A 26,340-nucleotide genomic window follows, 5' to 3' on the forward strand; every position below is an offset into this window, starting at 1 on the left:
GCTTTTAGAGATTTATACTTATTACAAATCTAATAAATCTAAGTAACCTAAATTGTTTGTTTTAAAATAAACTTTGTTGATTGGTTGGATTTTCGTGTTCTAAGAGCCATTTTTTACGCCATAAACCTCCTGCATAGCCAGTAAGTGAACCGTTAGTGCCAATCACTCGATGACAAGGAACGACAATCCAAAGTGGGTTTTTACCATTTGCTGAAGCTGCTGCTCGAATACCCTTTGCGTCGCCTAATTTTTTAGCCAAATCAAGATAAGAAATAGTGGTTCCGTATGGAATATGTAGTAATTCCCTCCAAACTTTTTGATGAAAATCGGTTCCTTTTGCATTAGTTTTGAAAGTAAACTCGGTTCTTTCATTTCTGAAATAGTCTTGAAGTTGTAAAACTGCTTCTTGTAAAACAGACGGAATTACAGCCGAAATAATGCCTTCTTCTAAAATTGAAATTGCTGAAATACCGTTATCATCACCTACAATTTTGGTAATTCCAAGAGGTGAATTTATAAAACAGGTTTCCATGAATGTGAAAATTTAACCGCAAAGTTTGCAAAGTTTTTCGCAAAGAGCACCAAGAAATTATTTTATTTTGAATGCGAGTAAATGTACGTTTCAATGGCACTCAACTCCTCGTCTGACATTGCTTTGGTAATGGTAAAATTGGTTTTCATGACTTCATACTGACTTGGATCAACAATAGGTTTGGCATCATTTTTAAGAAAATCAATTATGTTACCCTTTTGATCTTTATATATTTTTGCAATTTCTTGAATACTTGGTCCAATTACTTTTTGATCTACTAAATGGCAGGCAACGCAATTCCCTTTTCCTTGAAAAAGTTCCTTACCTAAATCAACTGAATTTTGAGGAACTTTAGTTGCAGTTTCTTTCGTTTCTTCTTTTTTACAAGACACGAAAATTAGTGAACTGGTGAAGCAAATAAAAATAATTTTTTTCATTTTTTAAGAAATTAACTTCACCACATCTTTTGCAAAATAACTAGCTATTAAATCGGCACCAGCTCTTTTGATAGCCGTTACCTGTTCCATCATAACCGCATCGTGGTCAATCCATCCTTTTTCGGCGGCGGCTTTAATCATGCAATATTCTCCCGATACTTGGTAAACCGCAACTGGAACTTCTGACATGTTTTTCACTTCACGAACAATATCCAAATACGCGATTCCTGGCTTGACCATTACAATATCGGCACCTTCCTCTATATCCATTCGGGTTTCACGAATCGCTTCAAGTCTGTTATGATAATCCATTTGATAGGTTTTTTTATCTTTTGGAATGTTTTGCAAATCTACGGGAGCGCTGTCTAAAGCATCTCGAAAGGGACCATAATGTGCTGAAGCGTATTTAGCTGAATAGCTCATGATTCCGGTATTGCTAAAACCATTGTCTTCTAAAGCTTCGCGTATTTCCAGAATTCGGCCGTCCATCATATCACTTGGCGCTACAATATCTGCTCCAGCTTGAGCATGAGCAACACTCATCTCTGCTAAAAATAAGGATGTTGCATCGTTGGCTATTTGTCCGTTTTCGATAATTCCGTCATGACCATAAATTGAATAGGGGTCTAAAGCCACATCGGTCATCACAATCATTTCTGGACAAGCATTTTTTACGGTTTTGATGGCGCGTTGCATCAATCCATTGGGGTTCAAAGCTTCTTTTCCTTGATTGTCTTTTAAATTATCTGGAACTTTTACAAACAACAATACCGATTTTAAACCCAATTTCCATAATTCGTTGACTTCTTTTTCGAGTTTGTCTAAACTCAAACGGAAGTAATTTTGCATGGAAGGAATTTCTTCTCTAATATTTGAGCCCTCCACTACAAAAAGTGGCACGATAAAGTCGTTTGGCGAAATGATAGTTTCACGAATTAGACTTCTGATGCTTTCGTTGGCTCTTAATCTTCTGTTTCGTCTTAGTGGGAACATATTATTTAGTTTTTGAACCATTAACATATTAAGTTTTATGAAGAGTTTGTCTTATTATTTCTTACTGCCTTAATGGTTTAATTTATATCCAATCTATAGGATTTTCTAATACTTTAATTAATTTTTCTTCTTCGCTTCCTGCTTCTGGGTGATGGTCATAAACCCATTGCACATGTGGTGGCAAACTCATCAAAATGCTTTCGATTCGACCATTGGTTTTGAGTCCGAAAAGGGTGCCTTTGTCGTGAACCAAATTGAATTCGACATATCGCCCACGACGAATTTCTTGCCACATACGTTGCGCAGCTGTGTATTCTAAATTTTTTCTTTTCTCTACAATAGGAATATAAGCTTCCAGAAAACTGTTGCCCACTTCTGTTACAAAATTAAACCAATTTTCCATTGTTGTGTTTTCGTTTGCTTTGCAATAATCAAAGAACAATCCGCCGAGGCCACGAGCTTCATTTCGGTGTACATTCCAAAAATAGTCATCGCACTGCTTTTTAAATTTTGGATAAAACTCTGGATTGTGTTTGTCGCAAGCCGTTTTACAGGTTTGATGAAAATGTTTTCCGTCATCTTCAAACAAATAATAAGGTGTAAGATCTTGTCCACCTCCAAACCAACTGTTGATTACGTTTCCGTTATCATCATACATTTCAAAATAACGCCAATTAGCATGCACTGTAGGCACCATTGGGCTTTTAGGATGAATAACCAAACTCAATCCGCAAGCAAAAAAATCGGCTTCACCTACGTTAAACAATTTTTGCATACTGTCAGGCAATTTGCCATGAACGGCTGAAATGTTTACACCTCCTTTTTCAAAAACTTGACCGTTTTCAATCACACGCGTTCTTCCGCCACCACCTTCTGGTCGAGTCCAAATGTCTTCACGAAATTGGGCTACACCATCAACATCTTCCAATCCTTTACAGATTTGGTCCTGAAGATTTAGTATGTATTGGTAGAATTTATTTTTCATTATTGATTGTATTCTTTCACAGCGTCAATAAACGCTTTGGCATGATCCACAGGAATATTGGGTAAAATACCATGGCCTAAATTTACAATGTATTTGTCTTTTCCGAATTCGTCAATCATTTGATGCACCATTTTCTTAATGGTAGGAATTGGTGAAAGCAATCTTGACGGATCAAAATTCCCTTGCAAAGTGATATTTCCGCCAGATAAATAACGGGCGTTTCTTGGCGAGCATGTCCAATCTACTCCAAGAGCAGAAGCTTTGCTTTTTCCCATTTCGTTAAGTGCAAACCAACATCCTTTTCCGAAAACAATTACAGGAGTCATATCTGCCAAAGCTTCTACAATTTGATTGATGTATTTCCATGAAAACTCTTGATAATCTACTGGCGATAACATGCCTCCCCAAGAATCAAAAATTTGGATGGCATTGCAACCTGCTTTAACTTTTTCTTTCAAATATAAAATAGTGGTATCGGTGATTTTTTGCAATAAAACATGTGCTGCTTCTGGATGTGAAAAACAAAATCCTTTAGCCGTATCAAAGCTTTTAGAGCCTTTTCCTTCAACAGCATAACAAAAAATGGTCCATGGTGAACCTGCAAAACCAATTAATGGCACCTCATCATTCAACATTTGTTTGGTTAATTTGATGGCATCAAAAACATAACCCAAAGTCTCGTGAACATCGGGAACAACTACTCTTTCAACGTCTTGTATCGTACGAATAGGATTGGGTAAAAATGGCCCTACACTTTCTTTCATCAACACTTCAATCCCCATTGCTTGTGGCACAACAAGAATATCCGAAAACAAAATAGCCGCATCAGGAGCAATTCTTCGTATGGGTTGCACTGTTATTTCAGCGGCCAATTCTGGCGTTTGACAACGAGTGAAAAAATCATATTTGTCCCTCAATGCAATGAATTCTGGTAAATATCTACCTGCTTGACGCATCATCCAAACTGGTGGGCGTTGTACAGTTTCTCCTTTTAAGGCTTTTAGAAAAAGGTCGTTTTTGATCATTTTTGGCTTATTTAAATTCTTCAATTACTTCTAAAATCACGTCTTCAATTGAAGGGTTTTCAGCAATTCTTATATTTTTTGTTACTGTTGCTAATGCTTCCGCTGTGGTTTCGCCAATGCAAAAACAAACTTCTTTTTTTATTTTATTTTCAGATAAATAACTTTCAACTCCAGAAGGACTAAAAAACAGAAGTCCTTCAACTGGTACTTCTAATTTGTGTGGTGTCAAAGTAGTTTCGTACACTTGAATCTCATTGAGTTGAATATTGGCTTCTTTTAATGCTTTGGGTATAGTTTCTTTTCTCAAATTACCACTAAAAAAAGTATAACTCTCATTACTGTAAATTAAAGTGATTATCTCTGCTAAATCGGAAGCATAATCAACATACACAACAACATTAAATCCATTTTCTTCTAATAAAGCTTTGGTTTTTATCCCAACACAAAAAACATTTTTTTCCCGAAGCTTCGGGATTAAATCTTCGTGTTTTGAATGGAGCAAGACACTTTGAGCAGCATTTTGGCTTGTAAAAATCAAATTGTCATTAATAGTATTAAAATCAAAATCGATACTGGTAGTTCTGATAAAATCGGCTTCATAAACTTCAAAGTTAGTATTCAATAATTCCTCCCTTTGACTGCTAGAAAGTATTTTGGTGGAAGCTATTTTGATTGGATCGCTCATTATTTTTTCAGACTTTCTTTAATGTTTTTCATCAATTCAGCGCCACCATTATTCAAAATTTCTTGGGCTAAATGGTAACCCAATTTCTTCCATTCTTGAATAGGAACTGTTCTTTCGATTTCTATTTTTTGCTTTCCATCAATAGATAATAAAATTCCTTTAAACAAAATTTCATCTTCCCAAAATTTTGCTAGAGCCCCAATGGGTGCCGTACAACCGCCTTCAAGCGTTTTTAAAAATTGTCTTTCAATGTAGGTACAAATATCGGTTTCAAGATCGTTTAACTCTGCAATAGCTTCTTTACAAAATTCGTCATTTAACATAGCATGAACCACCATTGCCCCCTGAGCTGGCGCGGGAATCATCCAATCTAAATTCACAAAATTAGACGGTTTGATATTTATTCGTTCTAATCCTGCAGCCGCAAAAACGGCTCCATTCCAGTTATTTTCTTTTAATTTTTGCAGTCTTGTGTTTACATTGCCACGTAAATCTTCTACTTTGTGATTGGGGTATTTGCTTAACCAAAGCGCCTGGCGTCGCAAACTTCCTGTTGCTATTATTCCTTCCGTTTCCAGAAAATCGAGATTGTTATTATAAACTAAAATATCTTTTTCGTCGGCTCTTTGTAAAACTGCTGCTTGTACAATTCCAACAGGCAAGGCAGTTGGTACATCTTTCATAGAATGAACTGCAATGTCAATTTGCCCATTAATCATAGCAACATCAAGAGTTTTGGTAAAAATCCCTGTAATTCCTAATTCGTAAAGTGGTTTGTCAAGAATGATGTCTCCTTGTGATTTAACGGCAATAATTTGAGTTTTATACCCTAAATCATTGAGTTTTTTTTCGACATGATGCGCTTGCCAAAGTGCTAGTTCGCTATCACGAGTTCCAATGCGTATCGTTTTTTTCATTATTTGGCAGAAGCTTCAATTTGAAATATTTTTTCAATCCATTCAATACTTTCATCCACAATGGTATCATCCGCTTTGAGATGATTGGCAAAATGATTGGTGATTTTTTGGATGATACGATTGCTAATGATTTCAGCTTGTTCTTCATCAAAATTAGACAATTTTTTACGTTGAAAATTAAGCTCAGAATCTTTAATTGTATTGAGTTTTGCTTTGAGTGCATGAATTGTTGGTGCAAATTTTCTTCCTTGTGTCCAAGTTATAAACTCTTCTTTTAATTCATCGATAATCGCTTCTGCAGCCGGAATATGTAATTTTCTGTTTTCTAATGTTTCATCCGTAATTTGAGACAAATCATCTAAATGAACTAAAGTAACATTATTTAAATCTGTAACATTTTGATTGACATTCTTAGGAATTGACAAATCCAAAATCAACAATGGTTTTTTTAAATTCAAAATGGCTTTATCAATAGTTGGATTTTGAGCTCCAGTTGCCACAACAACAACATCTGTTTTTTGAAGTTCCAATTGCAAATCGGCATAATCTTTTACAATAAGATTTAACTTTCCTGCTAATTTTTCTGCTTTGTCTTTGGTTCTATTGATTAGGGTAATGTGTTCGTTTTTGGAATGTTTTACCAGGTTTTCGCAGGTATTTCTGCCTATTTTTCCAGTTCCAAAAAGCAAGATGTTTTTTTCTCCTATTTGTTCTACATTTTTCATGATGTATTGCACGGCAGCAAATGAAACTGATGTTGCTCCAGAAGAAATCTCAGTATCGGTTTTTATTTTTTTACTCGCCTGAATAACGACGTTTATTAAACGTTCTAGAAAACTATTTACTAAACCTAATGATTTACTTGCTACAAAAGCAGCTTTAAGTTGGCTAATAATTTCAAAATCTCCTAAAATTTGACTGTCTAAACCTGTTCCAACTCGAAACATGTGTGAAACGGCTTCTTTATTTTTGTATACATAAGCCACTTTTTGAAACTCTTCTACGGTGCCTTTACTATTTTCACATAGCAATTTTATGAGTTGAAATGGATGTTGGGCAAAACCATAAATTTCGGTTCTGTTACATGTAGAAGTAACAATCAAACATTCGATTCCTTCTTGTTTGGCTTGAAGCAATAACTGCGATTTAGCTTGAGTATCAACACTAAATTTTCCTCTTATATCAGCATCTGCTTTCTTATAACTCAAACCAATGGAGTAGAAAGTGGTATGCTTTGATATAATTCCGTTTTCCATAAAATTCTATTACTACTAATACAAGACAAAAGTATCGCTATCCTTTTTATAAAAGTAACGCTATAAGTTCTTTTTGTGTCGCTGTGAGATATTTTGTCAATAAATATGATTTCTATCGTTAAATATTTTATTTTTGTACTAAAATCAATGCTTATAAACTTTTTAGTTTAGATTAATTCTAAATAAATAGAAAATAAAAATTGGTTCTTTTCCGTATTCAACGTAAAAAAAATATCGCTATGAGTTCTCAAGAAGTAATAACAGTTGAAAATGATTTTACCCTAATTCGATTTCAAAACGACAGTGATGAAATGATTATTGTTGAACGTCAAGTAGATATTGGTTTGATTCAATTTCATTTTGGACTAAAAGGAAGTGCGAAATTTATTTTCAATCAAGGCAATTATACTTTGGAATTGAAAGAAGAAAAATCTTTGCTTTTTTACAATCCTCAAAAAGAATTACCATTGCACATAGAAATTGCTCCAAAATCTTGGTTGATTACTATTTTAGTTTCTATCAAAAAGTTTCATGGATTATTTTCTACACATTCCGATCATATTCCTTTTTTGAGTGCCGAAAACCGAGACAAAAAATATTATGGCGAAGAAAATATCAGTCCATCAATGGCAATTGTACTCAACCAAATGTTTCATTATAATTTAAATCCTTCTATAAAAAACCTTTACTATAAAGGAAAAGGGTATGAATTATTAAGTTTATTTTTCAACAGAAATGAAGATCCAAATGCAGAGCAATGTCCTTTTTTAATAGACGAAGAAAACGTATTAAAAATTAAAAAAGCCAAGGAAATTATAATTTCGAATATGGCTGAACCTCCGGGATTACAAGAATTAGCAGATCAAATTGGTCTGAATTTAAAAAAGCTAAAAATGGGATTCAAACAAATTTACGGCGATACTGTTTATGGCTTTTTGTTTGATTACAAAATGAATTATGCTAGACAATTATTGGATTCTGGGTCGTACAATGTAAATGAAGTTGGATTGAAAATAGGCTATAGCACCGGAAGTCATTTTATAGCGGCTTTCAAAAAGAAATTTGCGACAACACCAAAAAAATATTTGATGTCAATTAACCCAAACAATTAATACTATCATAAAACATTCAATAAAAAATTGTTAATTAAATAAAGAAAAAAGAAGTTTCAGTACATTTATAAAAATTAAAAAACACATATGAAAGGAGTATTATTAGTCAATCTAGGTTCGCCAGAAAGCCCAACTGCAAAAGATGTAAAGCCTTATTTAGATGAATTTTTAATGGACAAATACGTTATAGACGTTCCGTTTTTATTACGTGCCTTATTAGTTCGAGGTATTATTTTACAAACACGGCCAAAAAAATCGGCGGCGGCTTATGCTAAAATATGGTGGAAAGAAGGCTCCCCTTTGGTAGTGATTTCTCAAAGAATGCGAAAAAAGGTACAGGCTTTAACAAATATTCCTGTGGCTCTATCCATGCGTTATGGCACTATGACAATTTTAAAAGGATTGCAAGAACTAAAAGACAAGGGTGTAACCGAAGTAATGCTTTTCCCTTTGTATCCGCAACATGCTATGGCTTCAACAACTACGATTTTAGTTTTAGCAGAAGAATTGCGTCAGAAACATTTTCCTGAAATGACCTTTACAATCGTTCCTGCTTTTTACAACAAGCCAGGATATATTAAAGCCTTAGCAAACTCGATAAAAAAGCATTTAGACACTTTTGAATACGATCATTTATTGTTTTCATATCACGGAATTCCAAAACGTCATATTCGTAAAACCGATATCACTAAATCACATTGCACCATTGATGGTTCATGTTGCAACACGCCTTCACCAGCACACGAGTTTTGTTACCGCCATCAATGTTATGAAACTACAAAACAAGTAGTACAATATTTGGGAATTCCAGAAGGTAAATACAGTCAAACTTTCCAATCCCGATTGGCAGGCGACAAATGGCTAACACCATACACCGATGTTGAAGTAAATAAAATGCCGGAAAAAGGAATTAAAAAATTAGCGGTTGTAACGCCTGCTTTTGTCTCAGATTGTTTGGAAACTTTAGAAGAAATAGCCATGGAAGCCAATCATGAATTTAAAGTTCATGGAGGTGAGGAATTTATGGCAATTCCTTGTATGAATGATGATGATGAATGGTGTGCAATTGTTGCAGATTGGATTAAAGACTGGCAAAATACTTAAAAAATGGAATACTACAACTACATAAAATCACTTCACCTCATCTTTGTTATTACGTGGTTTGCTGGTTTGTTTTATATTGTACGATTGTTTGTATATCAAATTGAAGCTAACGATAAGATTTCGCCAGAGAAAGAAATTCTCCAAAAACAATACAAAATAATGACCTATCGGTTATGGTACATTATCACTTGGCCAAGTGCCATTTTAGCTTCACTATTTGCAATTTGGTTATTAATTTTAATGCCCGCTTGGTTACAAATGCCTTGGATGCATGTAAAACTGGGTTTTGTAGTTATATTAATTGCTTACCAACTCAAATGTCATCAAATCTATAATCAATTACAAAATAACATTTTCAATCATAGTTCTAACTTTATGCGATTATGGAATGAAGGCGCAACACTAATATTATTTGCAGTTGTGTTTTTAGTGATTCTAAAAAATGCTTTCAACTGGATTTATGGAGTACTAGGTATTTTTTTATTTTCAATAGTTATAATGTTGGGGTTTAAATTTTACAAACGAATTAGAGAAAACAACAAGTCCTAATTATGGCAAAAGGATTCAAAATGTCTATGCTTTCCCTTCGAATTAGGATTTTCCTTTCGATGATTGTATTGATTTTGATTGCCTCGCTTTTAATGGCTTCTATTTCTATTATTCAATTTAAAAACGAAGCTAAAGAATACCATCAAGAACGTTTAGAACGAAAAGAAACCGCCATAAAAGAGCATATAAACTATGTGCTTTCTACGACAACTTATCCGCTAACTTCAAATAACTTACCCTTTATTTTTAAAGATAAAATACATGAATTAGCACAAATTCATAATCTTGAAATTAATATATACAGTTTAAACGGAAAGCTTTTAAAATCATCTAAAGCTTCTTTTTCTATAGACAGTGTCTCTCCTCCTATTCCTAAGTACATTCTGAAACTCGTGCAATCATCTATTGAAAAAAGATACGTTGATATTAAGAATATTGATGGTGTAAAAAATCGTTCGGCTTACAGTCAAATAAAAGATGAAAAATTCAAACCTTTAGGGATTTTAAATTTACCTTATGTAGAAGACGATGGTTTTTATGACAAAGAATTACAAAGTTTTCTAATTCGATTAGGGCAAGTTTATTCCTTTATGTTAGTAATTGCTTTTGCTTTGGCTTATTTTCTTTCTACCTATATCACACAATCGCTAAAAACAATTTCTGACAAGTTAAGCGAAACAAGTCTAACCCAAAAAAACGAAAAAATTGTATTGGAAGCTAACAGTAAAGAAATTAATTTACTGATAAAAGCCTATAATATTATGGTTGACGAACTCGAACAAAGTGCTACAAAATTAGCACAAAGCGAACGAGAAGAAGCTTGGCGAGAAATGGCAAAACAAGTAGCTCATGAAATTAAAAATCCGTTAACGCCAATGCGATTAACGGTTCAAAGTTTTCAACGAAAGTTTGACGCCAATGATCTGGAATTAAAACAAAAGCTAAAAGATTATTCAGAAACTTTGATTCAGCAAATTGACACGATGAGTTCAGTAGCTTCTGCATTTTCGAACTTTGCCTCTATGCCAGCACAACAAAACGAAACTTTGAACGTAGTTGAAGTTGTAGAATTGGCTCTAGATATTTTTAACGAAGATTATATTGTTTTTGAAAGTCAAGAAAAAGAAATTATTTCTAAGATGGATCGAACACAATTAATTCGAATCATTACCAATTTGGCTAAGAATGCTATTCAAGCGATTCCGCAAGAACAAAAAGAAAAAAAGATTTTAGTTACCGTAAAAAGAGTTGTAAATGATGTTCAAATTTCAGTGAAAGACAACGGAATAGGAATTGAAGAATACAATATAGATAGAATTTTTGAGCCTAAATTTACTACAAAAAATAGCGGAATGGGGCTTGGATTGGGAATTATAAAAAATATTATAGAAAATTATAAAGGAACGATTACATTTGAAACTCAGTACGGAAAAGGAACTACTTTTACGGTTTCGCTTCCAATAATAAACACTTAAAATTTAAAAATGAATTATTCTAATATATTAGTTGCGTCAGATAATAATATTGCAACGATAACCGTAAATCGACCTACAAAATTAAATGCTCTCAATTCTGAAACCATTCAAGAATTACATGAAGCCTTCAAATCATTAGAAAACAATGACGATATTCGAGTAATCATTTTAACAGGAAGTGGCGAAAAAGCTTTTGTAGCTGGTGCCGATATTGCTGAATTTGCCAACTTTTCTATTGCTGAAGGAGAACAATTGGCAAAGCAAGGACAAGAACTTTTATTTGATTTTATTGAAAATTTGAAAAAACCAGTTATTGCAGCTATTAATGGTTTTGCTCTTGGCGGAGGTTTAGAACTAGCGATGTCTTGTCACTTTAGAATTGCTTCAGATAATGCTAAAATGGGGTTACCTGAAGTTACTTTAGGATTAATTCCTGGTTACGGAGGAACACAACGATTACCTCAATTGGTAGGCAAAGGTCGAGCAATGGAAATGATTATGACTGCAGAAATGATAGATGCTGCAGCCGCAAAAAATTATGGTTTAGTAAACCATGTAGTGACTCTGGCAGAACTTTTAGAATTTACAAAAAGTATTGCAACTAAAATTATGAGAAATTCTCCATTAGCCATCAGCAAAGCCATAAAAGCTATTAACGCCAATTATAAAGACGGAGTTAATGGTTTTGAAACCGAAGTTAGAAACTTTGGCAAATGCTTTGGAACCGAAGACTTTAAAGAGGGAACAACGGCTTTTTTAGAAAAAAGAAAGTCGGAATTTACAGGAAAATAATTTATACTTATTCCGTTAATTTTTGGTTTTTACTTTTCGCCATCCCATTCTGCATAAAATTGCGACATGAATAACTCCATAAAATGATGTCTGTCTTGGGCAATTCGCTTCCCTGTTTCTGTATTCATTTTGTCTTTTAATAAAAGTAATTTTTCGTAAAAATGATTCAGAGTTGGCGCTTCAGAATTTTTATATTCTTCCTTAGTCATATTTAAATTTGGAGCAATATCAGGATTGTATAAAGGTCTGTTTTTAAACCCTCCATAATTAAATGTTCTAGCAATGCCTATGGCTCCAACAGCATCTAATCTGTCGGCATCCTGAACAATATTTAACTCTATTGACTGAAATTTTTTTTCAAAATTACCTCCTTTATAGGAAATGTTTTTAATGATAGAAACAACATGAATAATGATTTCTTCGTGAACGTTTTCAGATTCTAAAAATTGACGGGCTTTTTCGGGTCCGATAGTTTCATCTCCGTTATGAAACTTGCTATCGGCAATATCGTGAAGTAAAGCGCCTAAAGCTACTACTGTTTCATCACAAGTTTCGTTTTTAGAAATAGATAGTGCATTTTTATAAACTCTTTCAATATGAAACCAATCGTGTCCGCCTTCGGAATCTTTTAATTCTTGTTTTACAAAAAGGATTGTCTTATTAATTAAATCAGTTGTATTCATATTTGGATTTCTTGATGCAAATATACTGTGTTTAAAAAAACAAAATCCGTATTGCTACGGATTTTAAAACTATTTAAAAAAAATACATTAACATCTTTAATTCATTATCTTTTGAGAAATTACCTTACCGTTTTCTAAAAAAATTTTAGCAATATAGATTCCGTTTGAGTAATTAAAATCACAAATAAATTTATTACTAGTAGCATTATTATTAACAATAGCTACCGTTCGACCTGAAATATCATAAATTGTTACTTTACTAATAGTTGAACTACTAGAAATATTTAACTTTCTATTTTTAATATATGCTATTGCATTTGTATTTTCAAAATCATCTGTTTTTAAAGATTGATTTATATATACTAATTTAAATCTTTCATTATCCTCGAGGGTAGAAGCTTTAAAGGTATACGATGACTCTTGAAGATTATGATACGTATTTAAAAATTTATCGTATAAATAAATTGGTGTTCCTTCTGCAAATATTCCTTCTTTATTTGACAATGTTATTGTTAAAACTTGAGGTGTAGTTGCTACTTGTTTAATTCCTAATGGAACCTCGTCTGATGAAACAAAAGGAACTCTACCGTTTATAGATAGTTTTTCTTTACCTAACAATGAATACAGTTCTATTGAAGTTTCTCCCATTCTGTGAGCATCGTACAATCTGTCAAAATCATTAGTTGCTTCGTCAAGATACCCGATCAAAGTTTGACTATTGAGCCTTAATCCGTCAGTTAGGTTTAACCAGTAGCGATCTGCAATATCTTTAGATTTTCTATAAAACATGGTGTTTTTGTCTGTAGCTCTCATATAGTTTTTAAAAACTGCAGTTCCATTAGTCATAACTCTAACGAAAAACCCTTGCCCCGATGGTATTTTTCCATCAGGAGTTTGTCCGTTTGCAGGAGTAGTAGAACCTGTAAGATTCCAAACAGCATAATCTGGATCTTGATAAGCACCTGTTCCTGGATATTGAGTCGCAGAGGTCCAAAAAAACAATGATCCTTCTAAATTTGAGTTGCTTGGATCAGTAAGAAATTTATAACCATCTACTGAACATGGGTATGGGTTCGCTAATAAAGCGCCATTATTATAATTTGTGGGGTTGGTAGCATAATTTTCCTGAGTAACTGGCACAGTTACAATCCCATTATTAGCAGTTCCATTTATTTGCCAACTTGTAGTACCTCCAACACCAACATTCCAAGGTCCTAAATTACCAACTCTAAGAATAAATCCTTTTCCTACACTCATATCTCCTGAAGTCAATGTTCTCCATCCTCCACCAGGACCTGATTGTCTCCAATATCCTATATCATAAGGAGAAGGCTTAGTACCAAACAAGTTTTCGTTTATAGGTGTCCCCCAATATTCATAATCCCATTTTCTTTTTAAGCCCGTTGTTTTTAAATGCTCTATGTAAGCTAACTCTGGTTTTTCATCACATCGCTGTACTAAATTTCCTGAATTAGCTATAACAATCTTCCCTGTGCCTAAAGTAATAACAGTATTTAATGCTTCAATATAATCATCTTCGCCAATAGTTACTGTAACTCCATTGTTTACTGTCATGTCATTACAATTTATATCTCCACTAGTTACTGTTGAATAATTTGCCTCAAACAAAATATCATTTTTCTTACTTGGGGGAGTAGTTATTGTCCAAAATGGTGATTTTCTCCAGTTTGTACCATCCCACTTTTTTAAACCATCCGAAGCTCCAATTTTAACACTAGAAACATAAAATAAATTGGTGCCTGGCAAACTGTTTTTAGATGAATTCCCTGGACTCGCAATTGGTGCATTGTTGTGGTTAGGATTCAGCAATACTCCAGAAGCAGTAACTTTATTTTTATTGATGTCTCTATGATAAATTAAACTAGATACATCCGAACAATTTCCTGTTGTACTTACCCATGCTAACATCGCTATAGCAACTCTATAATCACCAGAACACGTTGGGCATCCTATAGGATTTACAGGAGTATTTATTGAATTAACTGTTCCAGTAACTGGATCTGTATAATCTTTATATTTTGTAATAATATTAGGTGCAACATCTATACTTGAATTATAACCTCCGTCAGATGTTGACCCAGATGCATTACCACCAGAAGCTACAAATGGAATATTAGAACCTAAAGTTGCAGAAGAATTCACTAATGTAAACTTTCCATTTGTTTGTGAAGTAAATAGTGAACCCGAAGTTGGTAATGGAAAATCAGTTGCAATTGGATCTGTTGCAGTAGCGGCATTATACACATAACTCCAACTGCTACAACCACAAACCGTATGGGTGCCTCTTGTAAAAATTTTGGCTTCTGTTCCAACATTAAAAGTCAATCCTGGATCTTGAATACCAAAATCAAAATTAGATGCATTTGAACTTCCTAAAGCTCCATCCATATCAAAAACTCTATTTAAACCCAATATTGGAATGTTGTTTATATCCTTAACCAAAACCCCCATATACGATTCGAAAATTCCGCTCGTATTTGCTGCTGTTGGATCATAATTCCCGTCATTTGCATCTTTTTCTCCTCCTGGAGTAACTGTAACTACATTAAAAAAGGCAGAAAAAGCAGATGTTCCTGATTTGTACCAATCATAAGTAAATCCACCGCCAACAGCAGAATAATAAATTTGTACTACATAGGAGCCATCACCTTCTGTTATACCTAAACTATTTTGACCCGCAACTATTGTAGTTAATAACTCGCTTATTTCCCATTTTCTGTCAGCTCCATTACAACCGTTTCCTGGAGCTCCAATATTTACCAATACTTTAGTTGAAAATACTGGTGGTGTATTCCCACTTTTAAAGACTCGATAATACATTGTAGCATTAGTATATACAGTTCCTGATTGAAGTATGTTTCCTCCAAGTTGAAAATTTTGTCCTTGAGAAAGCGTCCCTACGATTGGTACTCCTCCTGCTAAATCTGAAGTTTGTCCTGGATCGCATGTTGTATTTAAACTACACCCAAAATATTGTGTGCCAGCACCATTTAATTTAAAAAAAGCTTTGCCAGAATAAGTCGGATTTATAATAACTGCAAGTGTTTGAGCAGCACTTGTACCAAAACCGTTTCCTGCTGTAACAGTAATGTTGCCACTTTGTCCAACTGCGCCAGTGGTAACCGTTATTGAATTTGTTCCTACTCCTGCAGTTATCGTCCACCCAACAGGAACCGTCCATGTATAAGTTGCTGCTCCGGCTACAGGTAGCACACTATAGACTTGTAAAGTTGTTGTAGGGCTTTGAGAAACTGTTCCTGATATTGCTAAAGGCATTGTTGGTGCTGCATTTACCACAGTTACTGCTAATGTTCTGGCAGAACTAATTCCGCAATTGCTTTGTGCCGTTACACTTATATTTCCGTTTTGTCCAGCTGTTCCAACAGTAACTAAAATTGAATTTGTAGTTCCTCCACCAGTTTGTGCCCATCCAAAAGGTAAAGTCCAATTATAGGAAGTTGCTCCTGCAACTGCAGCTACACTATAGGCTTGATTGGTTGCGCTATCAGATTGAACAGCAGTTCCTGTTATTGCTAAAGGAACTGTTGGTGTACTATTAATTGTAAAAAAAGAAGCACTTGAACGGGTTAAATCCATTTGTAATCTAGAAAATGAAGTGTTTCTATTTGGTGTAATATTTATACCATCAGCCATAATTCCTAATCGAATGGTTTTGCTAATGGCAGAAGCAGCCAAATAGGTTGCAGTTCCTCTAAGTACAACATAACATCTTAATCCTCCTGTTGTATTCTGTGGAATTGAAATGTTTAAAGCGTCATGACCATATTGATTGTTTGAAGTTGAATTCCCACCGTAATCTCCATAAAGCACAGTTGATGATTCAGATCCGTCAAAGACTTCCGTTCCTGTTGCTGGCTCGTAGTACAACATAAATGCCGCATTGTTTATATCTGTGCCTTCTAACGCTGAACCGTCATTGGAGAGCCACAACCTATTAAGTACTTGTCCCGCAGTGTTTTCATTAGAAACTGTAAATGTTAACACAACATTTGAATTTGCAGCGGAATAGCAAACATTATTGGTTAAAGCGTCTGTTTTAGGATCTACATCTACAACAAAAAAAGATCTTTCATTAAAACACTGAACCGTTGGAGTCATATTAGTATGAGAGTAAACTAGCCCACAATATTCAACAAACACTGAAGAATATAAAATATTCCCAGCGACCATTGCATTTGTTGAATTGTCATAATTGGTTGTAGAATCATCTCCTCTGGCACAACTTCCTGATGCCGAATAATTGTATTTAGTAACATTTGGACCTGTTAAATACGTCCGAACACCGTATTGAAAAATATTTCCATATCCACCATTTCCAACTAAAAAGTTTGTAGTTGTTGCATCTTTTTCTATGTATCCATATTGTCCATATCCTCCTGTAGTTCTAATTAGAGGCTGTGAAAATGATTTGCTCCCAATAAAAAAAAACGCAATTAAAACTAAATATAAACCACCGTTTTTTAAGACAAAAAGAGAGTTTAAAATAAATTTTTTCATATACTACGTTTTTATAAAATACTGTTTTTTTCGAATTTAAAAGGCTTAGCCTAATTCTCTTTAAATCTGTTATTATATAAAATAAGCGTCTAATATTTATTAATAAATAACCAAACAAGCTTGTTTTTAAATAATTACATATTTTTTGAGAATATAAATTTAAATTAAAAAATTTATATTTTATCTAAATTATAATTCAAACCCACTACGAAAACGTTTTCGTGTTGATAAGTTTCTATATATCATGGCTTTAATTGCTGAAATATGAAATTATTAATAAATAAAAATATCTTTTTTAGATGTTTTTTAAGTTCCTAAGAGTTCTAAATTGAGGAAGGTTTGATTTGTGAAAGAAAGATTTAAAATGTAAGTATTCAAAGAAAAGAGAAATATTTGTAAACTACCCATATTATAAAATTTGCATAAATTTTTCGTGGTTTGTTGCTGATTCTTCTTATGAAAACTAACCGCAAAAAAAATCCTTTCTTAATTAAGGAAAGGATTTAAAATATTTTTTTTAATGTTATCGGGCTACAGCTGGTTCAACCCATTTAAAAATGTATGACTCTGCAGGAATTATTAGCCTCTCTGAAACTTTTGCCATTCTTGCTGGTAGTTTCATCAAATAATCTCGAGCTTTTTCGGCTTCGTCAGTTAATCCAACTATTTTATCTATCTCCCATTTCTCTATTAACTTTTGCATAATATCGACGTAATCACTAGCAGTATAAACCCCTATACGTTGAGCTGAATCTGAAAATTGCTCGAAGGCGGTGCTTATTTTTTGTCCGGATTCTCTCAAAAAATGGGCTGGCATTACAATTTTTTGTTTCATCATATAATTGAAAGCCAGCATCATTTCACTTGGGTCTACTTTAAAAATCTGATTTACAAACTCACTATATGCATGGTGGTGGCGCATCTCGTCTCCAGCTATCATTTTGCACATTTTAGACAACTTATTATCTCCATAACTTTTTGCTAATTGCGAAACTCTGTTATGAGAGACATAGGTCGCTAATTCCTGAAAAGACGTGTAAACAAAATTCTTATAAGGATCCCTTCCAGTTCCTATGTCGAATCCATCATTAATTAAATGTTGTGTTGTCATTTCAACCTCGCGCATATTCACTCGCCCTGACAAATATAAATACTTGTTTAATAAATCGCCATGACGATTCTCCTCTCCTGTCCATTGTCGAACCCATTTTGACCAACCATTTCTCTCCACATTGTCAACTCCTTCAACATCCATCAACCAAGATTCATAAGTAGGTAGAGCTTCTTCAGTAATGGTGTCGCCAACCATAGCTACCCAAAAATCATAGGGTAAATCCTTTGCTATTTCTCGCAACTCTCTAACCTCTTCAAAAAAAGTATCACTTTCAGAATTAGGTAAAAAATCTGAAGGTTGCCAAATTTTTTCTACCGGAATTAGATATTGATCAACAAATCCGTCAACCTTATTTTCTAGAAATTGCATCACCTCTAGACGAATGTTTTTAATAGACATATAAATATTTTAAGTTTTTATTCCTTGAACAATACTTTGTTCGGTTTGTTTCATAAGTTCATCAAACGACAAATCTTTTACAGAGAGTGGTTTATGAACTACAAAGGTAAGATGATTTCCTAAACCAAGCGGAAAAAATCCGTATTTAAATATTTTCCAAGAGTTATTTATAGAAATTGGGACTACAAATGCCGAAGGTGCATACTTACATAATATCTTTAATCCTGTTTGCGAAAACTCTTTTGGAACTCCAGTCTTAGTCCTAGTTCCTTCAGGAAAAATAACAGCTGAACGTTTGTGAAATTCTATATATTCAGATAATTTTTTAATGTTTGGAACGGCTTGTTTAGGGTCTTTCCTATCTATAAGAACTGATCCTCCGTGACGTAAATTATAAGAAACACTAGGAACTCCTTTTCCTAGTTCTTTCTTACTTACAAATTTAGGATGAAATTTTCTAAAAAACCAAATTATAGCAATTATATCATATAAACTCTGATGATTTGCTACAAAAATAATTGGAACTCCATTTGGAATATCTTCTCGATTTTCTACTTTATAAGTGGTTCCAAGAATATGTCCAATTCTTATGAGCATAAAATTAAGATAATCCACACTTTTTTTATGTGCTTGATAACCAACTAAATTAAAACATATCCATTGTATGGGATGAAAAACCACCAATGTCATTAAAAACAAAAATAAGGCAATAAACGATATTGGATACGAAATAATTTTTTGCATCAAATGAAAATATATTGACAAAAATAAGAAATAAATTTTTGTTTGTTTACTATTTAAAAATTTGTCTATTCTTTATCTAACCACTTCTTGTAACTTCAAAAAAAATAAGTATTTTTACTCAAAATAATATTCTATATACATGGCAGCAAAAGACACTTTGGAAAAAGGAAATTCTGAAAAAGAAGCTAAATTAAAAGCATTACAACTAACACTTGACAAGCTTGACAAAACTTATGGAAAAGGAACTGTAATGAAAATGGGAGATAAAGCCGTTGAAGAGGTAGAGGTTATTTCATCAGGTTCATTAGGTTTAGACTTGGCATTAGGGGTAAACGGTTATCCAAAGGGGCGAGTTATTGAAATATATGGCCCTGAATCATCTGGTAAAACAACGTTAACCTTGCACGCTATAGCCGAGGCGCAAAAAGCAGGAGGAATTGCTGCTTTTATAGATGCTGAGCATGCTTTTGATAGAAATTATGCTGAAAAACTAGGTGTAGATATTGAAAATTTAATTATTTCTCAACCTGATAACGGAGAGCAAGCATTAGAGATTGCTGAAAATTTAATTCGTTCAGGAGCGATTGATATTGTTGTGATTGACTCGGTTGCTGCATTAACTCCTAAAAGTGAAATTGAAGGCGAAATGGGCGATTCTAAAATGGGATTACATGCAAGATTAATGTCTCAAGCGTTAAGAAAATTGACAGGAACTATTAGCAAAACTAATTGTACTGTATTTTTTATTAACCAATTAAGAGAAAAAATTGGTGTGATGTTTGGAAATCCAGAAACAACTACCGGTGGAAATGCATTGAAGTTTTACGCCTCTGTTCGTCTAGACATTCGTCGTTCAACACAAATAAAAGATGGTGATAACGTTTTAGGAAACAGAACTAAAGTAAAAGTGGTAAAAAATAAAGTAGCTCCACCATTTAAAGTTGCCGAATTTGACATTATGTATGGTGAAGGAATTTCAAAAACAGGCGAAATTCTAGACCTAGCTGTTGAATTTGAAATCATTAAAAAAGCGGGTTCATGGTTCAGTTATGGCGAAACCAAATTAGGTCAGGGTCGTGATGCTGTAAAAGCTCTAATAAAAGACAATCCCGAATTGGCGGACGAATTAGAGCAAAAAATTAAAGATCAAATTAAAACAAACAATGCATAAAAAAAAGCCCGAAATTTTAGATTTCGGGCTTTTTTTTATCTCATAAATTCAAGCAACTGATTGTGGATAACCCCCCAAACTTTTTCTTTTATTTCTTTAATGTCTTTTTTGTTTTCGATTGTTTTACCAATTGTAGGTATAAATGAATGAACTTTAACCCTCATTAATCCTGGACTGCCACTTAAAAAAGTATAAGAAAAGCGTTCTTTGTTATCTGCAAAAGTCATTGGAACTATAGGAACCTGATGTTCTATAGCCAAACGAAAGGCGCCGTCTTTAAAACCATCTAAAAGTATACTTTCATTAGCAGGGACACCGCCTTCAGGAAATATACAAATACTTAAACCTTGTTTTAATCTTCTTTCAGCACGATTAAAAACTTCCATTCTGCTTCTTTGGCTTCCTCTATCGACTAAAATACAGGTTCGTTTATAGAAGAATCCAAAAAGTGGAATTTTAGACAATTCCTTTTTACCAACAAAAACAAACGGATGTTTAACTACCGCAAGCATCAACATAATATCGGCCATTGAAGTGTGATTAGCGACAAACATATAACTCTTGTGAGATTCTAACTGTTGTTCGTTTTCAACTCTGTAATAAAATCCTGAGCCATAAAGAATCCATTTGGCCCAAATTCGTGCCATGATAAAAAAATAAGGATACCATTTTTCTTTAAGAATAGAAACCAACAAAAAAGGCAACATAATTATAATAGGAATGCCCATCATGATATAAAACCAAATGCGCCAAAGCGACCAAAAAATGATTTTTAGTATTTTCATGTTGTCAAAAGTAAGAATTCAATTTTTATTTTTATTAAAAGATTTACCTTTGTGAAAATTTAAGTTTATTATGTCCAAAATACTTACAGGCATTCAAAGCACAGGAACACCACATTTAGGAAATTTATTAGGTGCAATTATTCCAGCTATCGAATTATCAAATAAACCTGAAAATGAATCCTTTCTTTTTATTGCCGATTTGCATTCGGTAACACAAATAAAAGACGGTGCCACTTTAAGAGCAAATACATACAGTACGGCAGCAGCGTGGTTAGCTTGCGGATTAAACATTAATAAAGTAATTTTTTATCGTCAGTCTGATGTGCCGCAAACAGCTGAATTGTCTTGGTATTTAAGTTGTTTTTTTCCGTACCAACGGTTAACATTGGCTCATTCTTTTAAAGATAAATCGGATAGATTAGACGATGTAAATGCAGGATTATTCTCTTATCCAATGCTAATGGCAGCCGATATTTTGTTGTATGATGCGCAATTTGTTCCTGTGGGAAAAGATCAGTTGCAACATGTTGAAATTACCCGTGATGTGGCTGCAAGGTTTAATCATCAAATGGGTGAAACCTTTGTTTTACCAGAATCATACTTACAAGAAAATACTAAGTATGTTCCTGGAACCAATGGTGGAAAAATGAGCAAATCAGCCAATAATATCATCAATATCTTTTTAGACGATAAAACGTTGCGTAAGCAAATCATGTCTATAGAAACCGACAGCACGCCACTTGAAGAGCCAAAAAATACTAATACCTGTAAAATTTTTGCTATTTACAAGTTATTGGCAAACGACAGTCAAATAGAAACAATGACCGAAAAATATAAAAACACAAACCGAGATTTTGGTTACGGTCACGCCAAACAAGCTTTGTTTGAACTTATTCTAGAGACCTTTAAAACCGAAAGAGAAAAATATTCCTATTACATGAACAATCTACCCGAAATTGATCATGCTTTATTTTTAGGTGCTCAAAGAGCTAAAGTGATTGCTAATGGCGTTTTGAATAGAGTGAGAGAAAAGTTAGGATTTAGTTTTTAAATCGCCTCAAATAATTTTCCCGGCAAAGGACGAATTACTCCTTTTAATTCCATATTTAACAATAATCCAGAAATTCTATAAATAGGGAAATCACATTGCAAGGCAACTGTATCTAGTAATTCTTTTCCGTTTTTTTGGAGATAATCATACACTTTTTGTTCGTCTTGATCTAAAGTAACAAACAATTGTTTTTGAACTGGTTTAACTTTTTTTTCGATATCCCAATTCAAAATGTATAATATATCCGCAGCACTTGATAGTAGGTTCGCTTTTTGGGTTTTTATTAAATTATTACATCCTTGACTGTATTTATCTGAAGTTCGTCCTGGAACGGCAAACACGTCTCGGTTATAATCATTTGCTATATTTGCGGTAATCAGCGAGCCTCCTTTATCTGCAGATTCTATGACAATAGTCGCTTCTGAAATTCCTGCAACAATGCGGTTTCGTTTTACAAAGTTTTCTTTTTCAGGATTTGATGAACTCCAAAACTCAGTCATAAAACCACCATTTTCTTCTATTTTAGAAACATATTTTTTATGTGTTTTAGGATAAATTTGGTTTAAACCATGAGCTAAAACTCCAATGGTTTGTAAATTATGTTCTAAAGCAGCTTGATGCGCTACAATATCAACTCCATAGGCAAAACCGCTTACTATAATTGGATTTAATGGTGCTAAATCAGCAATTAGTTTTTTGCAAAATTCAGTACCATAAGAAGTAATTTGGCGAGTTCCTACTATACTGATTATTTTTCTGTTTTTAAAATCAATATTTCCATTTGAAAACAACAAAACAGGACCATCAATGCAATGTTTCAATCGATCTGGATATTTTTCATCCATAAAAAAAGCAACATCAATAGTATTTTCTTTGATGAATTTTAATTCCTGAATCGCTTTTTCAAAAATCGTTTTATCCTTCAGCTTTTTCAACAATACTGAACCAACGCCATCAATTGATGCCATTTGAGAAGCTTTGGCATTAAAAACTGCCGTTGCGGAACCAAAATGCGAAAGGAGTTTTTTTGCAATAATATCTCCAACTCCTTCTACTTTTAACAAGGCTAATACATGTAATAATTCTTCGTCGTTCATGATAACTATTTGAACCTGAAAAATATAAAATTTTATTAGAATTGTTAATAAAAATTGTGAATAAAATTTTGATACTTTATCGCATTGTATAACTTTGTTGCTATGAAGATAGAACAATACATTTCGCAACTTTTATACAGACATCAATGTGTAACTGTTCCTGGTTTTGGTGCTTTTTTGACTGAGATTCAGTCGGCACACATGCATGAAAACACCAATTCTTTTTATCCTCCAAAAAAATTAATTTCATTTAATTCTCATTTAAAAAACAATGACGGATTATTAGCCAATCATATTTCTAAATCGGAAAATACCAATTACGAAAATGCTGTTGCTTCAATAGAAAGTGAAGTTGTAATTTGGAAAAGTATTCTTGAAGTAAATCAAAAATTTACTTTGAAAAATATTGGAGAACTCTCATTTAATACAGAAAAGAATTTAGTTTTCACTCCTTCTGAAAACATCAATTATTTGACTGAATCTTTCGGACTGAATTCATTTGTTTCGCCTTCCATTAAAAGAGAGATTTCAATACCCGAAATAGAAAAAATTATTGTTGATGCAAAAGAGCCAATTGCTTTTATTCCTGAAGATAGAAAAACGCGGCCTTATCTTAAATACGCGGCCATACTTATTGTTGCGTTATCCGCTGCAGGGAGCATTGGTTATAAAATATTGCAAGACCATGTTGCCAAAGAAACCTTGTTAGTAGAAACTGCTGTTCAAAAGCAAGTTCAAAACAAAATTCAAGAAGCTACTTTCTTTATTGAAAACCCTATCCCTTCGGTAACTCTTATTGTAAAAGAGGAAAAATTATCCTATCATATAGTAGCTGGAGCCTTTAGAAATGAAAAAAATGCTCAAAAAGCATACGAAGAATTAACCGAGTCTGGCTTTAAAGCCAGGCGTATTGATGCTAATAAACACGGCTTGTTTCCTGTTCTATACGGAAGTTATGCTACCTACGCTGAAGCTCATCAAGCAATGGAAGAAATTCAAAAATCAGTAAATCCAAATGCTTGGTTACTCGTTAAAGAACTTTAAAAAAATGCTGCCGAAATCTCCTTCTGAATCCTTAACTGTGTTAACTGATTTGGTTCTGCCAAGTGAAACCAATCCCCTAAATAATCTTTTTGGCGGTGAATTATTAGCCCGAATGGATCGTGCTTCAAGCATTACAGCTCAAAGGCATTCGAGAAGAATTGCCGTTACGGCTTCCGTTAATCATGTTGCTTTTAATAGACCTATTCCCTTGGGAAGTGTTGTTACGATTGAAGCAAAAGTATCCAGAAGCTTTAAAAGTTCTATGGAAATTTATCTTGATGTTTGGATTGAAGATCGAAAAACTGGCAATAGAAGCAAAGCCAATGAAGCCATTTACACATTTGTTGCAGTTGACGATAATGGAAAACCAGTTGAAGTCGCGCCTATAATTCCTGAAACTGAACTTGAGAAAGAGCGTTTTGATGCCGCTTTGAGACGCAAACAGTTAAGCCTAGTTCTTGCCGGAAAAATGAATCCACATGATGCTACTGAACTGAAGGCTTTGTTTTCTTAGTCTAAATTATCTCTACATATTAAATAACCAACCCGCAGGATTGTTATACGTTGTATTCTGAGAAATTGTAAACTTTAGCACTGTTTTTCCAGAATCTCCATTAGTTCTAATTTTTCCTAGGGTTTGTTTTATAGAAACTTTATCGCCTTTGCTGACATTTACACTACTCAAATTTTGGTATACTGTAAAATAATCTCCATGCTGGATCATAACTGCTTTATTTACAGGCGAAAGTATCATTACACTTATCACTTCACCGCCAAAAACAGCTCTAGCGCTTGCACCTTGATCGGTAGCAATTTCAACACCACTATTATGAACAATTAATGTTTTATAAACGGGATGCGGTTGGTCTCCATAAGGCAAGGAAACGAATCCTTTTTCTACTGGCCATGGCAACCTGCCTTTATTGGCCTTAAAATTGTTGGCTATTATTTGTCCTTCTGTTGTTAAAACTATTTTTGTAGAAGTTTCTATTGCTTTAGATTCGGCTATTTCAGTTGCTTTTGAAACTACTTTTGTACTTGTTGGATCGGCTTTTCTGTTTGCAGCTACTGTTTTTCTATTAGCATCTGCGGCTTTTTTATTGGCTGCTGCAATTGCGGCTTTTATTAATTTTTCTATTTGATTATCGATTGCTCGTGTTTCTTGCTGCTTTTTCTTGATTTCAGCAGTAATTTGTTTTTTATCTTTTTTAATAGATTTTGCTATTTCTTGCTGTACTTGTTTTTCTTTTTCAAGCTCTGTCTTTTCTTTCTGTTTTTCTTCTAGTAGTTTTTCTTTTTCTTGTTTTTGAACTCCAATTTTATCGTTAAAAACCAATAACTCTTCCGATTTTTCTTGAATTTCTTGTCCTTGTGTTTTTCTATAACTAGCATATTGCTTCATATATTGTGCTCTTTTATAGGCTTGCAAAAAACTCTCCGACGACAATAAAAACATAGCTCGGCTTTGCTCTGAACGACTTTTATAGGATTTCAGAATCATCTTTGCATAATCTTCCTTCAAAACTACTAACTCTTTTTTGAGTCTATTGATATTGATTTGGTTAATATACATATCATTATTTAACAACTTTGTTTGTTTCTCAGTGGTGTTAATTAATTTTTCCTTTAATTTTATTTTCTCGGTTTGAAGTGCTAATTGGCTAACAACTGTTTTCTCTTTAGACTTAACATTTTGCAGTTGTTCTTCTTTTTCTCTAATCTCTTTAAGAATTTGGGCTTTACGCTGTTCTAATTTTTCCTGTGGCGTTAATTGACTCCATGAAAATGAAGTTATCATTAAAAATATTAGACTTAAAATAAATTTTGGCATACTATTTAATTTTTGCAAAG

At 33.5% G+C, this 26,340-nt stretch carries 24 protein-coding genes; 9 read left to right on the forward strand and 15 right to left on the reverse strand.

The window, feature by feature from the left end; all coding sequences use genetic code 11:
* Nucleotides 1-61: 61 nt before the first annotated feature.
* From F6464_RS06570 to hemA, 8 genes are all read right to left on the reverse strand, one after another.
* A complete protein-coding gene (locus tag F6464_RS06570) occupies nucleotides 62-532 on the reverse strand; it encodes a methylated-DNA--[protein]-cysteine S-methyltransferase (protein ID WP_151106997.1) in 471 nt (156 codons plus the stop codon).
* Between the two features lie 62 nt (nucleotides 533-594).
* Nucleotides 595-969: a c-type cytochrome gene (locus F6464_RS06575; RefSeq protein WP_151106998.1), complete on the reverse strand. Its 375-nt coding sequence runs from the start codon at nucleotides 967-969 to the stop codon at nucleotides 595-597.
* A gap of 3 nt (nucleotides 970-972) precedes the next feature.
* On the reverse strand, nucleotides 973-1,962 hold the full coding sequence (gene hemB, locus F6464_RS06580; RefSeq protein WP_151106999.1) for a porphobilinogen synthase: 990 nt from the start codon (nucleotides 1,960-1,962) through the stop codon (nucleotides 973-975).
* An 82-nt stretch (nucleotides 1,963-2,044) separates the two neighbouring features.
* Nucleotides 2,045-2,947: an oxygen-dependent coproporphyrinogen oxidase gene (hemF, locus tag F6464_RS06585; RefSeq protein ID WP_151107000.1), complete on the reverse strand. Its 903-nt coding sequence runs from the start codon at nucleotides 2,945-2,947 to the stop codon at nucleotides 2,045-2,047.
* Nucleotides 2,947-3,972 carry a uroporphyrinogen decarboxylase gene (gene hemE, locus F6464_RS06590; protein ID WP_151107001.1) on the reverse strand — a complete coding sequence of 342 codons (1,026 nt, stop codon included), beginning with the start codon at nucleotides 3,970-3,972 and terminating at the stop codon, nucleotides 2,947-2,949. Before hemE ends, hemF begins: the two co-directional genes overlap by 1 nt.
* Nucleotides 3,973-3,979: 7 nt before the next feature.
* The gene (locus F6464_RS06595) at nucleotides 3,980-4,657 is read right to left on the reverse strand and encodes a uroporphyrinogen-III synthase (RefSeq protein WP_151107002.1); all 678 of its coding nucleotides are present in this window, start codon (nucleotides 4,655-4,657) and stop codon (nucleotides 3,980-3,982) included.
* Nucleotides 4,657-5,577: a hydroxymethylbilane synthase gene (gene hemC / locus F6464_RS06600; RefSeq protein WP_151107003.1), complete on the reverse strand. Its 921-nt coding sequence runs from the start codon at nucleotides 5,575-5,577 to the stop codon at nucleotides 4,657-4,659. The genes F6464_RS06595 and hemC overlap by 1 nt, the downstream gene beginning before the upstream one ends.
* A complete protein-coding gene (gene hemA, locus F6464_RS06605) occupies nucleotides 5,574-6,830 on the reverse strand; it encodes a glutamyl-tRNA reductase (protein ID WP_151107004.1) in 1,257 nt (418 codons plus the stop codon). Before hemA ends, hemC begins: the two co-directional genes overlap by 4 nt.
* 239 nt (nucleotides 6,831-7,069) lie before the next feature.
* On the opposite strand from hemA, the gene F6464_RS06610 reads away from it, so the two are divergent.
* The 5 genes from F6464_RS06610 (at nucleotide 7,070) to F6464_RS06630 (ending at nucleotide 11,862) form a co-directional block, all read left to right on the forward strand.
* Entirely contained in the window at nucleotides 7,070-7,942 is an 873-nt protein-coding gene (locus F6464_RS06610) for a helix-turn-helix transcriptional regulator (RefSeq protein ID WP_151107005.1), read from the forward strand.
* 87 nt (nucleotides 7,943-8,029) lie between these two features.
* Entirely contained in the window at nucleotides 8,030-9,046 is a 1,017-nt protein-coding gene (gene hemH, locus F6464_RS06615) for a ferrochelatase (protein ID WP_151107006.1), read from the forward strand.
* 3 nt (nucleotides 9,047-9,049) lie between these two features.
* Entirely contained in the window at nucleotides 9,050-9,595 is a 546-nt protein-coding gene (locus F6464_RS06620) for a CopD family protein (RefSeq protein ID WP_151107007.1), read from the forward strand.
* 2 nt (nucleotides 9,596-9,597) lie between these two features.
* Complete coding sequence (locus tag F6464_RS06625) at nucleotides 9,598-11,070, forward strand: sensor histidine kinase (RefSeq protein WP_394349396.1); 1,473 nt, start codon at nucleotides 9,598-9,600, stop codon at nucleotides 11,068-11,070.
* 9 nt (nucleotides 11,071-11,079) lie between these two features.
* Nucleotides 11,080-11,862 (forward strand): enoyl-CoA hydratase/isomerase family protein, encoded by a 783-nt coding sequence (locus F6464_RS06630; RefSeq protein ID WP_151107008.1) that lies wholly within the window; start codon nucleotides 11,080-11,082, stop codon nucleotides 11,860-11,862.
* Nucleotides 11,863-11,891: 29 nt separating this feature from the next.
* Here the strand turns inward: F6464_RS06630 and F6464_RS06635 are convergent, their stop codons facing one another.
* The 4 genes from F6464_RS06635 to F6464_RS06650 form a co-directional block, all read right to left on the reverse strand.
* Entirely contained in the window at nucleotides 11,892-12,545 is a 654-nt protein-coding gene (locus tag F6464_RS06635) for an HD domain-containing protein (protein ID WP_151107009.1), read from the reverse strand.
* A gap of 96 nt (nucleotides 12,546-12,641) precedes the next feature.
* Nucleotides 12,642-17,084, reverse strand: a complete 4,443-nt coding sequence (locus F6464_RS06640; protein WP_151107010.1) for a T9SS sorting signal type C domain-containing protein — start codon at nucleotides 17,082-17,084, stop codon at nucleotides 12,642-12,644.
* 523 nt (nucleotides 17,085-17,607) lie between these two features.
* Nucleotides 17,608-18,597: an acyl-ACP desaturase gene (locus tag F6464_RS06645; RefSeq protein ID WP_151107011.1), complete on the reverse strand. Its 990-nt coding sequence runs from the start codon at nucleotides 18,595-18,597 to the stop codon at nucleotides 17,608-17,610.
* Nucleotides 18,598-18,606: 9 nt separating this feature from the next.
* The gene (locus F6464_RS06650) at nucleotides 18,607-19,341 is read right to left on the reverse strand and encodes a lysophospholipid acyltransferase family protein (protein ID WP_151107012.1); all 735 of its coding nucleotides are present in this window, start codon (nucleotides 19,339-19,341) and stop codon (nucleotides 18,607-18,609) included.
* Nucleotides 19,342-19,480: 139 nt separating this feature from the next.
* On the opposite strand from F6464_RS06650, the gene recA reads away from it, so the two are divergent.
* A complete protein-coding gene (gene recA / locus F6464_RS06655) occupies nucleotides 19,481-20,512 on the forward strand; it encodes a recombinase RecA (RefSeq protein ID WP_151107013.1) in 1,032 nt (343 codons plus the stop codon).
* 35 nt (nucleotides 20,513-20,547) lie between these two features.
* On the opposite strand, the gene F6464_RS06660 is transcribed toward recA, so the two are convergent.
* Nucleotides 20,548-21,297 (reverse strand): lysophospholipid acyltransferase family protein, encoded by a 750-nt coding sequence (locus F6464_RS06660; protein ID WP_151107014.1) that lies wholly within the window; start codon nucleotides 21,295-21,297, stop codon nucleotides 20,548-20,550.
* Between the two features lie 70 nt (nucleotides 21,298-21,367).
* Between F6464_RS06660 and trpS the strand changes: the two genes are divergently transcribed.
* Nucleotides 21,368-22,348 carry a tryptophan--tRNA ligase gene (trpS, locus tag F6464_RS06665; protein ID WP_151107015.1) on the forward strand — a complete coding sequence of 327 codons (981 nt, stop codon included), beginning with the start codon at nucleotides 21,368-21,370 and terminating at the stop codon, nucleotides 22,346-22,348.
* Here the strand turns inward: trpS and dprA are convergent.
* On the reverse strand, nucleotides 22,345-23,445 hold the full coding sequence (gene dprA / locus F6464_RS06670; protein ID WP_151107016.1) for a DNA-processing protein DprA: 1,101 nt from the start codon (nucleotides 23,443-23,445) through the stop codon (nucleotides 22,345-22,347). The genes trpS and dprA overlap by 4 nt on opposite strands.
* Nucleotides 23,446-23,547: 102 nt before the next feature.
* On the opposite strand from dprA, the gene F6464_RS06675 reads away from it, so the two are divergent.
* Both F6464_RS06675 and F6464_RS06680 read left to right on the forward strand, forming a co-directional pair.
* The gene (locus tag F6464_RS06675; protein ID WP_151107017.1) at nucleotides 23,548-24,489 is read left to right on the forward strand and encodes an HU domain-containing protein; all 942 of its coding nucleotides are present in this window, start codon (nucleotides 23,548-23,550) and stop codon (nucleotides 24,487-24,489) included.
* Between the two features lie 4 nt (nucleotides 24,490-24,493).
* Nucleotides 24,494-25,003, forward strand: coding sequence for an acyl-CoA thioesterase (locus F6464_RS06680; RefSeq protein ID WP_151107018.1), 510 nt, complete (start codon nucleotides 24,494-24,496; stop codon nucleotides 25,001-25,003).
* A gap of 12 nt (nucleotides 25,004-25,015) precedes the next feature.
* On the opposite strand, the gene F6464_RS06685 is transcribed toward F6464_RS06680, so the two are convergent.
* A complete protein-coding gene (locus tag F6464_RS06685; RefSeq protein WP_151107019.1) occupies nucleotides 25,016-26,320 on the reverse strand; it encodes a murein hydrolase activator EnvC family protein in 1,305 nt (434 codons plus the stop codon).
* Nucleotides 26,321-26,340 lie beyond the last annotated feature (20 nt).

Source organism: Flavobacterium luteum, assembly GCF_008806775.1.
GTDB classification, from domain to species: Bacteria; Bacteroidota; Bacteroidia; order Flavobacteriales; family Flavobacteriaceae; genus Flavobacterium; species Flavobacterium luteum.

Bases quoted from the DNA above. Each gene is read 5' to 3' on its own strand.
- F6464_RS06570 (WP_151106997.1), bottom strand. From the start codon at position 532: ATGGAAACCTGTTTTATAAATTCACCTCTTGGAATTACCAAAATTGTA.
- hemB (WP_151106999.1), bottom strand. From the start codon at position 1,962: ATGTTCCCACTAAGACGAAACAGAAGATTAAGAGCCAACGAAAGCATC.
- F6464_RS06610 (WP_151107005.1), top strand. From the start codon at position 7,070: ATGAGTTCTCAAGAAGTAATAACAGTTGAAAATGATTTTACCCTAATT.
- F6464_RS06595 (WP_151107002.1), bottom strand. From the start codon at position 4,657: ATGAGCGATCCAATCAAAATAGCTTCCACCAAAATACTTTCTAGCAGT.
- hemA (WP_151107004.1), bottom strand. From the start codon at position 6,830: ATGGAAAACGGAATTATATCAAAGCATACCACTTTCTACTCCATTGGT.
- hemH (WP_151107006.1), top strand. From the start codon at position 8,030: ATGAAAGGAGTATTATTAGTCAATCTAGGTTCGCCAGAAAGCCCAACT.
- F6464_RS06680 (WP_151107018.1), top strand. From the start codon at position 24,494: ATGCTGCCGAAATCTCCTTCTGAATCCTTAACTGTGTTAACTGATTTG.
- recA (WP_151107013.1), top strand. From the start codon at position 19,481: ATGGCAGCAAAAGACACTTTGGAAAAAGGAAATTCTGAAAAAGAAGCT.
- F6464_RS06625 (WP_394349396.1), top strand. From the start codon at position 9,598: ATGGCAAAAGGATTCAAAATGTCTATGCTTTCCCTTCGAATTAGGATT.
- F6464_RS06645 (WP_151107011.1), bottom strand. From the start codon at position 18,597: ATGTCTATTAAAAACATTCGTCTAGAGGTGATGCAATTTCTAGAAAAT.
- F6464_RS06620 (WP_151107007.1), top strand. From the start codon at position 9,050: ATGGAATACTACAACTACATAAAATCACTTCACCTCATCTTTGTTATT.
- F6464_RS06675 (WP_151107017.1), top strand. From the start codon at position 23,548: ATGAAGATAGAACAATACATTTCGCAACTTTTATACAGACATCAATGT.
- F6464_RS06630 (WP_151107008.1), top strand. From the start codon at position 11,080: ATGAATTATTCTAATATATTAGTTGCGTCAGATAATAATATTGCAACG.
- hemF (WP_151107000.1), bottom strand. From the start codon at position 2,947: ATGAAAAATAAATTCTACCAATACATACTAAATCTTCAGGACCAAATC.
- trpS (WP_151107015.1), top strand. From the start codon at position 21,368: ATGTCCAAAATACTTACAGGCATTCAAAGCACAGGAACACCACATTTA.
- F6464_RS06660 (WP_151107014.1), bottom strand. From the start codon at position 21,297: ATGAAAATACTAAAAATCATTTTTTGGTCGCTTTGGCGCATTTGGTTT.
- F6464_RS06640 (WP_151107010.1), bottom strand. From the start codon at position 17,084: ATGAAAAAATTTATTTTAAACTCTCTTTTTGTCTTAAAAAACGGTGGT.
- F6464_RS06575 (WP_151106998.1), bottom strand. From the start codon at position 969: ATGAAAAAAATTATTTTTATTTGCTTCACCAGTTCACTAATTTTCGTG.
- F6464_RS06685 (WP_151107019.1), bottom strand. From the start codon at position 26,320: ATGCCAAAATTTATTTTAAGTCTAATATTTTTAATGATAACTTCATTT.
- hemE (WP_151107001.1), bottom strand. From the start codon at position 3,972: ATGATCAAAAACGACCTTTTTCTAAAAGCCTTAAAAGGAGAAACTGTA.
- F6464_RS06635 (WP_151107009.1), bottom strand. From the start codon at position 12,545: ATGAATACAACTGATTTAATTAATAAGACAATCCTTTTTGTAAAACAA.
- F6464_RS06650 (WP_151107012.1), bottom strand. From the start codon at position 19,341: ATGCAAAAAATTATTTCGTATCCAATATCGTTTATTGCCTTATTTTTG.
- dprA (WP_151107016.1), bottom strand. From the start codon at position 23,445: ATGAACGACGAAGAATTATTACATGTATTAGCCTTGTTAAAAGTAGAA.